The sequence below is a fragment of the Nocardioides sp. LS1 genome, from assembly GCF_003865225.1.
GTDB lineage: Bacteria > Actinomycetota > Actinomycetes > Propionibacteriales > Nocardioidaceae > Nocardioides > Nocardioides ginsengisegetis.
Map to the genome: position 1 here is coordinate 79,158 of NZ_BIFF01000001.1, position 12,934 is coordinate 92,091.

The following is a 12,934-nucleotide window of genomic DNA, read 5'->3' on the forward strand; positions in this document are numbered from 1 at the left end:
CGCTTACTTGCTGCTCGAAACCTTCGGATCAGCTCCGCCGTACCTCAAGATGCCGCGAAGCCGTATTCGATACTCGCGCAGTTCCTCATAGGTGAGCGTGACTGCCTGCCCGGCACTGACCTGCGTACCGACGGCTTGCAAGCGCTTGGCCCCCTGCGCATCAACAGTTCGTGTCCCGTGGGCGAACGCGTTGCGGACGACGGCGACCTCCACAGCTCCGGGCAGCCCTGCTTGTACTGAGTCCCAGCTGCGTCCGTTAGCTTCCAGTGCCCGGGTTGCCCAATCCTCGATGCCGTTGGTTCGGCGGGGAGATACGCCCAGGAGCCCACAGATGGTCGACTCCGTAAGGGCGTAACTGTGAATGAGGACCGACGCGTGCAGGGTGACCTCATCATCAACAGCCGCGATGTGTTGACCGAGACTGACGGCGTATCGGCCGTGTTCTGAAGCTGGCGCATTGATAGTGACCGCTTCGCGGTCTGCAAGTTCCAGCGCGTGCCACAGATTGCGTTCGCGTGCGAAGGCGATGCGGGCGCTCTCGAGGAATCGTGTCAATGCCCCCCACTCGTCCCAGACCGTCATTCGGGATCACGCGAAGCGAGCCGGGCGGTTTCGACGGCTTCGGTCGTGACGCCGTAGGCGTCGACTGCAGACTGAGCCAGCCGGCGCACGCTTACGGGGTTCGCCAGGACCGAGCTGACCGCAAACACGGCTGGGGCGATGCTGAAAGGGTCTCGAACAATCGGGGTGAGGACCTCCTCGGAACCCCGCATCTCTCCTCGGCCTCCGACTGCTGAGGCGAGGGCGGCGAGGACGGCACGGCGCGTTCCTATCCTCTCGGCGCTACCCAGGGCTATCGCCATCGTGGAACGGGTGCGTACTCCCGGACTCGTGAGTTCGACGTTTGTGGTCAGCGGTGGTCCTGTGACAAGCCGAATCAGGAGTTCCGGCAGGTTGACTCCGGCCTTTGCGGCGTTACCCGGTTCTACGGTTCGCGGGTTGCATTCAATGAATGCTGGTTCTCCGTTGACGTGAAAGTAGTCGAGTGCGATTCCGCCGTGCCAGCTCAGATGAGAGCCGAGGACCCGTAGCGCTTCGATTGCTTTGGGGTGGTCGACGCTGATGCGGGCGGCGGCGCTACCGCCCGCGCCTGTTGCGATGAGGGCACTTGCGGCCGCGCCGACCAGCCGCCCGTGTTCGAACACGCCCTGCACCTGTGCGTAGGAGCCGGCTGCGGGCATCTGAATCATCACTTGACCATGTTGGCTGAGGTCACGCCAGGCCTCTATTGCCTCCGATTGGTTGTGGGCGAGGGCTACGCCGCGGCCGGCGGTTGAGTGCGCGGCCTTCACCCAGACTGGATATCCCAAGACTGCGAGTTCGCTCTCGGCGTGCACTGGCCGCCAAGCAGGTTGGGGTAGGCCCAGGTCGTCGAGCGTGGAAGCGAATGCAATCTTCGAGGCGACGGAGTCGTAAGCGGCGAGCGGCGCCACGGGCAGATTACGTTCTGGCATGAGGTGGCGGCCCGCGGCGAACAGCCAAGCTTGTTCGTGGGTTGGTATCAACGCGTCGAATCTGCCGCTGTGCATGACGCGATTGACGTGCTTGGGGTATCCGATCGGGTCAGCGGACGGAGAAGGGCCCCCTATGTACCTTGGCGCACCAGCGGCTGAACCGCGCGATGGGAAGGGCCGTTGAAGTCAGGACCTCAACGTGAACGCCCCTTTCGCCTAGGACCGTAACGAACTCTCGGGCCGTGAGACTGGAGCCTTCGGAAAGGAGTACCCGAGGTGCGTTCACGTCTTCTCTCGCTTGTCGTTTGTCTGCCGATGAGCCTGATGGTTTCATCGCGGCGTCTAGATGCGTAACTCCTTCGGCTCGGTTCAGCCCGGGTTCAGAAGGTTCGCTTGATTGCGCAGTTCCGCGAGCAGCGCGTTGGTAGCCGGCGACAACGGCCGGTTGGCCGACGTGGTAACGCCGACCGCTCGTCGAATCGACTGCAACTTGGTTCGAAGCGGTCGGAGCCCTTGCTCAGTCGCGATGAGGCTGGGGAGGGCAGCCACTGAATCGGTGTGCAGGAGCAACTCGCGCAGGGTAAGTATCGAGGTGCACTCGACTCGGTTGGTTGGGAGGTCTAGCCCTTCATGGACGAATAGGGTTTCCAACTCGGCCCGAAGCGAGGTTTGCTCCAACGGCAGGATCCAGGGGTAGTCGACCAGGTCGGCGAGCTTGGGAGTTTTCATGTCTTGTGCCGGATGATCCGACCTCGTGACCAGATGGATGGGCTCCCGGTAGAGGACGCTTTGAAGTGTTTCGCTCGAGGATGCGACGGTGACGCGCCCGATGACTAAGTCGCATTCGCCAGCGACGAGCGCGCGGGTAAGCACGTCGGGTGTGGACTCGCGGACCACGACCGTCAAGCTCGGATGGCTGACCTTGACCGCCGCGATCGCTCTGGGAAGTACGACGTTCGCTCCAGCGAGGTGGATACCCACGGTGACTGTCCCGATGTCGGCGGATGTGAGTAGTTCGAGTTGGCGCTCTGCTTGGCGTAGTTGTGCGATTACTGCGCGGGCATGTTCGAGAAACGCGAGTCCGAACGGTGTCGGGGTGACTCCCCGGGGGCCTCGATCAAAGAGGTCGACGCCGAGGATGGTTTCAAGTTCGCGCAGTCCCCGTGTTACGACCGGTTGGGTGACGTTCAGAGCCTCCGCGGCGGCGACGATGGTTCCCGCCTCGTCAATGCGTGTGGCCAGGGTGAGATGACGCAGCTTGAGCCGGCCATCGAGAAGACGATCTACTGCCATCTCACAGAGCATAGCCGTTTGAACATGGATAAGAGCCAAATAGGCATTAGACGGACATACCTTCGGTTCCTAGGCTCAAACCTATGGGAACCGACCTCCACCAGATCCGGAACTTCGTAGACGGTGCGTTCGTCGATGGTCCCACCACCTTCGAGAAGGTGAGTCCCGTCGACGGCAGCGTCGCGGCTGACGTGCACCTGGCGGACTCGTTCATTGTTGACCGTGCGGTCCAGGCAGCACGCCGAGCACTGAACAGTGGTTGGGGCGCCACGACGGTGCCAGAACGCGTTGCGCTCCTCCGCCGGGTCACTGACGGGATCGAGGCGCGGTTCGAAGACTTCGTCGAAGCAGAGGTGCGTGACACGGGCAAGCCCGCGACGCTCGCTCGACAACTGGACGTCGGTCGCGCCGTCGTCAACTTCCGCCAGTTCGCCGACACCGTCAGCTCCGAGGGCCTCGACTCGTTCTTGACCGAACTCCCCGACGGCCGCAAGGCGTTGAACTATGCAGTCGCCAAGCCACTGGGGGTCCTGGCGATCGTGGTCCCGTGGAACCTGCCTCTTCTCCTTCTTACCTGGAAGGTCGCCCCAGCGTTGGCCTGCGGCAACGCTGTCATCGTCAAGCCCTCAGAGGAGACTCCGTCGACAGCGACCTTGCTCGCGAAGGTGATGGCGGACGCCGGCGCGCCCGCCGGCGTCTACAACGTCGTTCACGGCTTCGGAGCGAGCTCGGCCGGTGAGTTCCTGACTACTCACCCCGACATCGACGGTGTGACGTTCACGGGAGAGTCATCGACAGGCTCGACCATCATGCGTGCAGTCGCGCCGCGAGTTCGACCGGTCTCGTTCGAGCTCGGCGGAAAGAACGCTGCCGTGGTGTTCGCAGACGCCGACCTCGACGCGACCATCGAGGGTCTGGGCCGCTCGGTGTTCACCAACACCGGCCAGGTCTGCCTTTGCACCGAACGCATCTACGTTCAGCGGCCGGTATTCGATTCCATAGCCGAGGGGCTCGCAGGTTTTGCGAAGAACTTGGTCTTGGGCGACCCGCATCAGGAGTCGACGACGACCGGACCCCTCATCTCTCAGGCCCACCGCGCGAAGGTCTCCTCCTATCTGGACCTTGCGGTGGAGGCTGGTGCCGAGGTCCTGGTAGGCGGCGGCATCCCGGACCTCGGCGCCAACCTGAACGGCGGTGCCTGGATTGAACCAACCCTCTGGGCGGGTCTCGACAACACGGCACGGGTCGTTCGTGAGGAAGTTTTCGGTCCGGTAGCGGCAATCGTTCCGTTCGACAGCGAGGAGGAGGCAGTCCGGCTCGCGAATGACACCGACTACGGGCTTGCCTCGGCTGTCTGGACAACGAACTTGCAACGCGGTCACCGTGTAGCTCAGCAGATGCGCGTTGGAATGTCCTGGGTGAACACCTGGTACCTGCGTGACTTGCGCTCACCATTCGGCGGAGTCGGGCTTTCTGGTATCGGACGCGAGGGTGGTCGTCACTCGCTCGCGTTCTACACCGAGCCGACGAATGTGTGCGTGCAGCTGTGAGCGTTCAGATCGACGCTGCTGCCGAGAGGCTGATCTATGCCGCGGCAACCCGCGAGCCGTGCCCCCCGGTACGCGAACTCATCGGCGCCGGAAACGTTCACGCTGCGTACGAAGTTCAGCAGCGGGTTGTCGCTCATCACACCGCTGCGGGTCGGAAAGTCGTAGGGCGCAAGGTCGGCCTGACGTCGAAGGTGGTCCAGGCACAACTGGGCGTCGACGCGCCCGACTTCGGGGTGCTCCTCGACGACATGGCTTACGTCACCAGGGAACCGATTTCATGTGACCGCTTCCTTCAGCCCAGAGTCGAGGCCGAAGTCGCCTTCGTCATGGGACAGAACCTAATCGACGGCGCGATCAGCGCGGCCTCGGTCATCTCCGCAACCGAGTACGTCCTCCCCGCCGTCGAAATCGTTGACTCCCGTGTTGCCAACTGGGACATCACCCTGGCTGACACGATCGCCGATAACGCTTCAAGCGGAGCATTTGTCCTGGGCACTACGCCGCGTCGCCTCGAGAACCTTGATCTCGCCAGCGTCGGGATGTCGCTGGAGCGCGACGGACAGGTCCTATCCACTGGCGCCGGGGCTGCTTGCCTCGGCGACCCCGTTGCGGCCGTGGTGTGGCTGGCGAAGATGCTCGCCTCCGTGGGTCAGCCCCTTCTCGCTGGCGACATCGTCCTCTCCGGAGCACTCGGCCCGGTCGTCCCCGTATCCCCAGGAACGTTCACGGCTCGCATCAGCGGCCTTGGAGAAGTCGTCGCCACCTTCGAATCAGGAGCCTCTCAATGAGCACAGGTGTCGCCATCATCGGGTCGGGCAACATCGGCACCGACCTCATGTTCAAGGTCATGAGGACGACCGAGGACTTGCACGTCGCAGCCATGGTTGGAATCGACGCGGCTTCCGACGGCCTGAGTCGGGCCCAACGGCTCGGGGTTGCGACCACTGCTGCGGGCGTAGAGGGCCTACTGAGCATGCCGGAGTTCAACGATGTGGGCATCGTCTTCGACGCGACATCAGCCGGAGCGCACCGAAGTAACTACGACAACGTGCGCAAGCACGGCAAACTCATGATCGACCTGACGCCTGCAGCGATCGGCCCCTACGTCGTTCCGACCGTGAACCTGGAGAACCATCTCGAGACCGACAACGTCAACATGGTCACTTGTGGTGGACAAGCTACCGTTCCCATCGTGGCCGCGGTCTCGGCCGTCACCAAGGTCTGCTATGCCGAGATCGTTGCCTCCATCGCATCTCGTTCAGCCGGGCCAGGGACGCGAGCGAACATCGACGAGTTCACTGAAACGACAGCCGCCGCGATCGAGAGTGTCGGTGGCGCGGAGTATGGCAAGGCCATCATTGTCTTGAACCCGGCCGAGCCTCCGCTGGTAATGCGCGACACGGTGTTCTGCCTGGTCGAGAACGCAGATCGGGAGGCCATCGCAGAGTCGGTCGAGCGAATGGTCGAGGAGGTGCGGCAGTACGTCCCCGGTTACAGGCTCAAGCAAGCGGTTCAGTTCAACGACGTTGAGTACGGGTTCGTGCCGACCCTCGGGCGACCGTTTCACGGCACAGAGGTTTCTGTGTTCCTGGAGGTGACTGGGGCGGGGCACTATCTGCCTGACTATGCCGGCAATCTCGACATCATGACCTCGGCGGCAGTCCGAACCGCCGAGCGCATTGCGCGTCACCGGAGTTTCGCATGACCAAGGTCTACGTTCAGGACGTCACCCTTCGCGACGGCATGCACGCCGTCGGCCACTCCTACACGGTCGAACAGGTCAGAGCCATTGCTGCGGCGCTTGATGCTGCTGGTGTCGACGCGATCGAGGTCGCTCACGGCGACGGTCTCGGCGGTTCGTCGTCCAATTACGGTCACGGTGCGAACTCGGACGAGGCATGGATCGCGGCGGCAGGCGATGTCGTCAAGCATGCGAAGCTGACCACGTTGCTGCTTCCGGGAATCGGAACAATCGAGAACCTGAAACGAGCGCGCGACCTCGGCGTAGTGAGCGTGAGGGTTGCGACGCACTGCACCGAAGCAGATGTTGCGGCTCAGCACATCGACTGGGCGCGAAACAACGGCATGGACGTCTCAGGCTTTCTCATGATGAGTCACCTCAACTCTCCCGAGGGGCTCGCCGGCCAGGCGAAGCTCATGGAGTCCTACGGCGCACACTGCGTGTACGTCACCGACTCCGGCGGGCGGCTGACGATGGGCGACGTTGCGGCGCGTGTCGCCGCTTACCGCGACGCGCTCGATGAGAGCACTCAGATCGGTATCCATGCCCACGAAAATCTGTCCCTCAGTGTCGCCAACAGTGTGACCGCCGTGGAACAGGGCGTCACCCGCGTGGACGCCTCGCTCGCCGGGCAGGGTGCCGGCGCCGGCAACTGTCCTATCGAAGCGTTCGTCGCCGTCGCCAACCTCCTCGGGTGGGAGCACCGTTGCGACCTGTTCGCGCTCCAAGACGCCGCCGAGGACCTCGTGCGGCCACTTCAGAAACGTGCCGTGCGCGTCGACAGAGAAACCCTCACGCTTGGCTACGCGGGCGTCTACTCCAGCTTCCTGCTCCACGCAGAACGAGCAGCTGACAGGTTCGGACTCGACGCCCGGACCATTCTCATGGAGCTCGGACGCCGGCAAATGGTCGGCGGGCAAGAAGACATGATTCTCGACGTCGCGCTCGACATGGCAAAGGACCCGGCATGACCAACCTTCAGCAACTCGCCAACGACCTGGATGAGGCCGCCCAGGCAGTGACTCCAATAGCCCAACTGACGTCCAAGACTGCCCTGACTCTTGAAGACGCCTACACAGTCCAGCACGCCGTCGTTGCGCGGAGGACCACCAGAGGCGACCAGATCGCCGGCGTCAAACTCGGCTTCACCAGCAAGGCGAAGGCCGAGCAGATGGGCGTCTCAGACGTCATCATCGGCTCCATCACCGCCAGAATGCGCATCGCAGACGGAGGGAGCGTCGACCTCGCCCAGTTCATTCACCCCCGGGTTGAACCCGAGGTCGCTTTCCGACTCGGTGAGGCAATCGACCCCACAGACCAGACCGCGGACCCGCTGGATGCCGTCACCGAGGTCGCCGCAGCTCTCGAGTTCATCGACAGTCGATACAGGGACTTCTCCTTCACACTCGAGGACGTCGTCGCAGACAACACATCCGCAGCCGGCTACGTCGTCGGAACCTGGCACAAGTTCGACGAGATGGAGAGGTCTGGCGACCTCTCAAACCTCGGAGTCGTCCTTGAGGTCAACGGACAGGTCGTCGAGACCGGATCAACCGCCGCGATCCTGGGAGATCCGCGACGGGCACTGGAGGCTGTCAAGCGGATGGCCCGCACCTACGGGTTCGAGCTCCCGGCAGGTTCGGTCATCCTCGCGGGAGCAGCCACCGCCGCGGTACCTGTACCGACGGACCCTGGCACCTCAGTGCGGGGAACTGTCCACGGCCTCGGCGTAGCGACCTGCACGGTCGGGAGTCCCAATGGCTGACGGCGTCGTGGTTGGCGGCAAAGCCGCGCCACGAGGCAGATTCCCGCACGTGAAGGTCGCGGGTGACCTCGTCTTCGTCTCCGGAACGAGTAGCCGGCGGCCGGACAACTCGATCGACGGCGCAACTGTCGATGCTCTAGGTGTCACTGGCCTCGACATCCGTACTCAGACGCGCGCCGTCCTGGAGAACATCGGTGACATCTTGCAGGCGGTGGGGAGCTCACTTGAGGACCTCGTGCAGCTGACCACCTACCTGGTCAACATGAACGACTTCGGCGGCTACAACGAGGTCTACGGCGAGTTCTTTGACGAGACCGGCCCCACCCGCACCACGGTTGCAGTGCATCAACTTCCGCATCCGCATTTGCTCATCGAGATCCAGGCCATCGCCTTTCGTGGTGCCAAGAAGAAGGAGACCTACTCATGACGTTCATTCCCCCCGTTATCGACTTCAAGAAGTGGGTGGCCGAGAACGAGCACCTGCTCAAGCCGCCGGTGAACAACAAGCAGGTTTGGGAGCCGATGGGTGACTTCATCGTCCAGGTCCTGGGCTCTCCGAACCAGCGCACCGACTACCACCTCGACCCGTACGAAGAGTGGTTCTACCAAATCAAGGGCAACATGCACGTCAACGTGATGACCGACGACGGTCCGCAGCGCGTCGACGTACGTGAGGGTGAGATGTGGATGCTGCCGCGCAACGTGTACCACTCGCCCCAGCGCCCTGAGCCCGGCGCGATTGGAATCGTTATCGAACGCATCCGCGATGAGGGTGTCCTCGAGAAGTTCGTCTGGTTCTGCCTCGAGTGCAACACCCAGGTGCACGAGGTAGAGCTTCAGGTGCGCGACATCGTCCAGGACCTGCCGCCGGTGTTCGAACAGTTCTATGAGTCGACTGAGGCGCGCACCTGCAAGAACTGCGGTGCGCTGCACCCCGGCAAGGGTTAGGGGCAACCTCGTTGTCGACCATCGACATCCACTCACATTCGGTACCGCGCGGCTGGCCCGACCTCGGAGAGGGCCAGCCGACGCTGCGGGTCGACTCCGAACGTGAGGCGATGATTCTCCTCCGCGGGCAGGAGTTCAGGCGAGTCTCCGCAGAGTGCTGGGACGCGGACGTGCGTCTCGCTGACATGGACGCCGACGGAGTCGCGGCACAGGTCGTATCTCCGACCCCGGTGTTCTTCGCCTACGACGCCGACGGTGACCAGGCGTCGCGCGTCGCCAAGGTGTTCAACGACCTCGCTTTGGAACTGTGCGACGCGTCCGAGCGCCTGATTCCGTTCTGTCAGGTTCCCCTGCAAGACACTGACGCGGCCTGCCGTGAGCTCGAACGGGCCGCCGCGAGCGGACACAAGGGTGTCGAGATCGGCAACCATGTCGGCGACCGCGACCTGGACGACGATGGCATCGTCACGTTCCTGCAACACGCGGCCACTCTGAACATGCCCGTATTCGTCCATCCCTGGGACATGCCGGCTGGTCCCCGTCTGGATCGGTGGATGGCGCGGTGGCTTACTGGGATGCCGGCTGAGACCCACCTGTCCATCATCGCCATGATTCTCGGTGGGGCTTTCGACCGCCTACCCGAATCGTTGAGGATCTGCTTCGCCCATGGCGGCGGCTCCTTCGCCTTCTGGCTGGGACGACTGGAGAACGCCTGGCGCGGTCGCAACGACATCATCGGTACCTCGGCTCAACCTCCGTCGACCTATGTCGGCCGGTTCAGCGTGGATAGCGTCGTATTTGAGCCAGCCGCGCTGCGCACTCTCGTCGAGACCCTTGGAGCAAGCAGCGTCATGGTCGGCAGCGACTACCCGTACCCCCTTGGGGAGCGACCCGTCGGTGACGTTGTCGCTCGCTCCAACTTTCTAACTGCCGCAGAACGCGAAGCGATTCTGACGACCAACGCGACCCGGTTCCTAGGTATGAGCTCTTCGCTGTAGCCGAAAGAGGATGCCGAAGCTGTTGGACAATATGCGCCGCCCGGTTGATGCTCGCGAGCGGTCGGGCCGCTCCTGTCCCACGACCCGGTCAACGTGAGGAGCTCTGCATGTATTCGTTCGAAGGCAAGCACGCAGTCGTCACCGGAGCCGCCTCCGGCATTGGCTTGGAGATCGCGTGCCAACTCGGTCGACAGGGCGCTTCGGTGGCGCTCCTGAGCCGTGGAGAAGGCCTCGATGAGGCGCACCGTCGGGTGGCCGCGGCCTCGAAAGCTGAAACCTTGGCCTTTGTTTGCGACGTCGCAGACGAGACTGCAGTCGTGGCGACGGTCGAGTCACTCGCGGAGGCCTGGCCGACCATTGACGTCGTCGTGAACGCGGCGGGAATCGTCGGGGGTGGGCTCATGCACGAACTCGAGCTCGGGCTCTGGGATCGAGTCCTTGCCGTGAACCTGACCGGCACGTTTCTGGTCAATCGTGAGGTGACCCGTCTCATGCTCGAGCGTGGCACCCGTGGTTCGGTGGTCAACATCGCTTCGGTTGACGCGCATGCGGCTGAACGGGCTGAGGGCGCCTACAACGTCTCGAAAGCAGGAGTCATCTCGCTGACGAAGACCGCCGCGGTGGAGCTCGGCGCGCACGGCATTCGGGTAAACAGCGTCAGCCCCGGCTGGACACTGACACCGATGACCATGGCTGGCGCGGCTAGTTCACCAGCGGTGCTCGAGGCGCTCAACCTGGGCACCTTCGACAGGTTGCCTCTTCGGCGTGGGTTGAGACCCGAAGAGATTGCAGAAGTGGCGTGCTTCCTGGCGTCGGACGCAGCGAGCGAGCGGCGTTACCGGCCAGGACTTTGTCGTCGACGCGGGCCTCTTGGCAGATGTTTACCTGGTCGCGTCAATGCAGAAGCTCGCGGAGGGGCGCTGAGCGTTACAACGCCAGATCGCCGCCATCGACGTCGATGGTGCTTCCAGAGACAAACCCAGCAAGCCCTGACGTGGCGAACAGAACGACGCGGGCGATGTCGTCAGGTTGAGCGAGGCGCCCCGCGGGGAGGCGGCTCGCGTAGTGGTCCAAACCCGCTCCGAGGCCGCGAGCGTAGTCAGCTTCGACACCGGGCGTCCAAGTAAGGGTCGGGGCAACGGCAACCGTACGGATGCCGTGTTCACCGAGTTCAACGGCCAAGCTCTTGGTTAGGCCGGCAAGGGCGTGCTTCGAGCTCACGTAGTGCGCAGAGTTTCCGCCCGAGGCAGTGTTGTACGCCGCGGTCGACGTCATGTTGACAATCACGCCACCACGCTCGCCCACAATCATCTGCCGCGCTGCTTCGCGAGAACCGATGAACGCGCTGCGGAGGTTGAGGGTGTGGACGGCGTCCCAGTCGTCGTCGGTGATGTCGAGGAGGGCCTGCCTTGGGTACGCGCCAGCGTTGTTCACCCAGATGTCCAGCCGCCCGAAGCTGTCGAAGGTGCTCTTGGCGAGGTCCGCGATTGACGCACCGTCTCGGACGTCCACGTGTGCTGCAACGCCAGTTGTCCCCAGCTTGTCCGCTGCACGCTCGGCCGACGGGACGTCGTGGTCGGCGACAACAACAGACGCTCCTGCCTCCTGGAGGCGTCTGCAGATCGCCGAGCCGATCCCTGCTGCCCCTCCTGTGACCACCGCAACTTGGCCTACAAGCGAGATGAGGTCCTCGACCGGTCGAGCAGTCAGGTCAAGTAGGGCCTGGCGGTCGGTTCTTGGTGACACCATGATTCTGACTCCTGAGAGCTTGGCGAAGGCGGCGGGAGATCCTACGCTGAACTGTACTCAGGAGTTCAGATGTGCGGAAAGGGAGCCTAGTGGCGACGACAGAGACACATGACCCGACCTCGTTGCGTTGCCGAACCTGTGGTGGCGCGGTCATCCTTGTAACGGTGACTGACTATGGGTCGGTGCCGAGTGGGCGGACCGTGTCGAAGTGCTACCGATGCCGAGATGTCGCAGGACACGAGGTAGGCCACAGTTTGACCGACGACGATGCTTGAGTTGAAGAAGCTTCGGTTTCTAGGCGGAGGTGATGGTGAGCGCCTCGATTTGGTCGCCTCGGAGTTTGAACGTCATCGGTCCAGTTCCGTTGAAGCCGTCTCCACTTACCTTGAGCGTCGCGGTGTAGGTGGCGTGTTCGTCTTCGACCAGAAGCGCTTTGAGCTCGAAGTGTGTGTGGACTCCAATGTTGTCCGTCTCGTTCCACTGAGCGATGGCTGCTCGACCCTGGAACACGCGACCCCAGTCGATGAGGACGGCGTTGTCGGTGAAGACATCGAGAAAGCCATCCGTGTCCGAGTCGTTCGTCGTGTCGATGAACCTTTGGATAGCGGCCGGGGCGGTCGGACCTGTCATGGGGTGTCCTGTTCGGCGGTCGGTGTGCTGGCGTCGGTCGCGTGACGTTGTTCAACGCGGCCGAGCCATTCATCGAGAAGCGCTCGTTCACCGACAGAAAAGTCCGACTCCTTGCTCAGGCCGGCTCGTAGCGTTGTTGCTGCGACAGCTTGCGGCGAACCGGTGGTCAGCGCATCCACGAGAAGCGAGCGGTAAAGCTCGTCGCGCATCGAGTTCGAGATTTCGACGTCGGGGAAGTCTCCGGGCCGGAGGATGAGGGCGAGTGCCACTCCCGTGTTGGCGGCCATGACTAGGCGCGCTGCAGCGGCTGCCGAAATCCGGAGGCGTCCTTGCTCTGCGAGGCGCTCGAGATGTTCCTCGAGGATGCGGAGAGCTTCAGCACCTGCTTCGGGAGTGGTGCTGAGGCTGGTTCCGAACAGAAGTCGGTACGCGTGCGGGTTGTTCAGTGCGAACGCGGTGTGGCTCTCCCACCCTATGTAGAGGTCGGTGAGGGGGTCGTCTGACTGAGGTGCCGCCCGTTTCATCGACAGGTACTGGTCCCAGACGTGGTCGACCACGCCAGCGAGGAGAGTGTCCTTGTCGGCGAAGTGCCGGTACAGGGCGGGCTGGGTGATGCCGACGGCTTCGCAGACTGCTCGCGTCGAGATGTCCCCACTGGGGGAGGCTGCCAGGAGCTCAGCGGCTTTGGCGAGGATGAGATCTCGAGTGGACACTCCCCGACGATAGCCGCCCGGGTTATTCGTGCC

14 protein-coding genes and 1 pseudogene are annotated in these 12,934 nt (G+C 63.2%); 9 read left to right on the forward strand and 6 right to left on the reverse strand.

The window, feature by feature from the left end; genetic code table 11:
- Positions 1-3 precede the first annotated feature (3 nt).
- The 3 genes from EJF31_RS00390 to EJF31_RS00400 form a co-directional block, all read right to left on the reverse strand.
- The gene (locus tag EJF31_RS00390; protein ID WP_125035138.1) at positions 4-582 is read right to left on the reverse strand and encodes a hypothetical protein; all 579 of its coding nucleotides are present in this window, start codon (positions 580-582) and stop codon (positions 4-6) included.
- Entirely contained in the window at positions 579-1,589 is a 1,011-nt protein-coding gene (locus EJF31_RS00395) for a carbamoyl-phosphate-synthetase (RefSeq protein ID WP_260430560.1), read from the reverse strand. The genes EJF31_RS00390 and EJF31_RS00395 overlap by 4 nt, the downstream gene beginning before the upstream one ends.
- A gap of 294 nt (positions 1,590-1,883) precedes the next feature.
- Positions 1,884-2,807, reverse strand: coding sequence for a LysR substrate-binding domain-containing protein (locus tag EJF31_RS00400; protein WP_125035139.1), 924 nt, complete (start codon positions 2,805-2,807; stop codon positions 1,884-1,886).
- A gap of 83 nt (positions 2,808-2,890) precedes the next feature.
- Between EJF31_RS00400 and EJF31_RS00405 the strand changes: the two genes are divergently transcribed.
- The 9 genes and pseudogenes from EJF31_RS00405 to EJF31_RS22500 form a co-directional block, all read left to right on the forward strand.
- Entirely contained in the window at positions 2,891-4,357 is a 1,467-nt protein-coding gene (locus tag EJF31_RS00405; RefSeq protein WP_125035140.1) for a 2-hydroxymuconic semialdehyde dehydrogenase, read from the forward strand.
- The gene (locus EJF31_RS00410) at positions 4,354-5,145 is read left to right on the forward strand and encodes a 2-keto-4-pentenoate hydratase (protein ID WP_125035141.1); all 792 of its coding nucleotides are present in this window, start codon (positions 4,354-4,356) and stop codon (positions 5,143-5,145) included. The genes EJF31_RS00405 and EJF31_RS00410 overlap by 4 nt, the downstream gene beginning before the upstream one ends.
- Complete coding sequence (locus tag EJF31_RS00415) at positions 5,142-6,062, forward strand: acetaldehyde dehydrogenase (acetylating) (RefSeq protein WP_125035142.1); 921 nt, start codon at positions 5,142-5,144, stop codon at positions 6,060-6,062. The genes EJF31_RS00410 and EJF31_RS00415 overlap by 4 nt, the downstream gene beginning before the upstream one ends.
- Complete coding sequence (dmpG, locus tag EJF31_RS00420; RefSeq protein ID WP_125035143.1) at positions 6,059-7,069, forward strand: 4-hydroxy-2-oxovalerate aldolase; 1,011 nt, start codon at positions 6,059-6,061, stop codon at positions 7,067-7,069. Before EJF31_RS00415 ends, dmpG begins: the two co-directional genes overlap by 4 nt.
- Entirely contained in the window at positions 7,066-7,863 is a 798-nt protein-coding gene (locus EJF31_RS00425; protein WP_125035144.1) for a 2-keto-4-pentenoate hydratase, read from the forward strand. Before dmpG ends, EJF31_RS00425 begins: the two co-directional genes overlap by 4 nt.
- Positions 7,856-8,290 (forward strand): RidA family protein, encoded by a 435-nt coding sequence (locus EJF31_RS00430; RefSeq protein WP_125035145.1) that lies wholly within the window; start codon positions 7,856-7,858, stop codon positions 8,288-8,290. The genes EJF31_RS00425 and EJF31_RS00430 overlap by 8 nt, the downstream gene beginning before the upstream one ends.
- The gene (locus tag EJF31_RS00435) at positions 8,287-8,811 is read left to right on the forward strand and encodes a 3-hydroxyanthranilate 3,4-dioxygenase (RefSeq protein ID WP_125035146.1); all 525 of its coding nucleotides are present in this window, start codon (positions 8,287-8,289) and stop codon (positions 8,809-8,811) included. The genes EJF31_RS00430 and EJF31_RS00435 overlap by 4 nt, the downstream gene beginning before the upstream one ends.
- Positions 8,812-8,822: 11 nt before the next feature.
- The gene (locus EJF31_RS00440; protein WP_125035147.1) at positions 8,823-9,809 is read left to right on the forward strand and encodes an amidohydrolase family protein; all 987 of its coding nucleotides are present in this window, start codon (positions 8,823-8,825) and stop codon (positions 9,807-9,809) included.
- Between the two features lie 107 nt (positions 9,810-9,916).
- Positions 9,917-10,624, forward strand: a pseudogene (locus tag EJF31_RS22500) (SDR family NAD(P)-dependent oxidoreductase); the annotation flags it as partial.
- Between the two features lie 112 nt (positions 10,625-10,736).
- Here EJF31_RS22500 and EJF31_RS22235 read toward each other — a convergent pair.
- The 3 genes from EJF31_RS22235 to EJF31_RS00460 all read right to left on the reverse strand — a co-directional run bounded on the left by EJF31_RS22235 (position 10,737) and on the right by EJF31_RS00460 (position 12,901).
- Positions 10,737-11,558 (reverse strand): SDR family NAD(P)-dependent oxidoreductase, encoded by an 822-nt coding sequence (locus tag EJF31_RS22235; protein WP_125035149.1) that lies wholly within the window; start codon positions 11,556-11,558, stop codon positions 10,737-10,739.
- 294 nt (positions 11,559-11,852) lie between these two features.
- Positions 11,853-12,188, reverse strand: a complete 336-nt coding sequence (locus tag EJF31_RS00455) for a nuclear transport factor 2 family protein (protein WP_125035150.1) — start codon at positions 12,186-12,188, stop codon at positions 11,853-11,855.
- Entirely contained in the window at positions 12,185-12,901 is a 717-nt protein-coding gene (locus EJF31_RS00460; protein ID WP_125035151.1) for a TetR/AcrR family transcriptional regulator, read from the reverse strand. The genes EJF31_RS00455 and EJF31_RS00460 overlap by 4 nt, the downstream gene beginning before the upstream one ends.
- Positions 12,902-12,934: the final 33 nt, after the last annotated feature.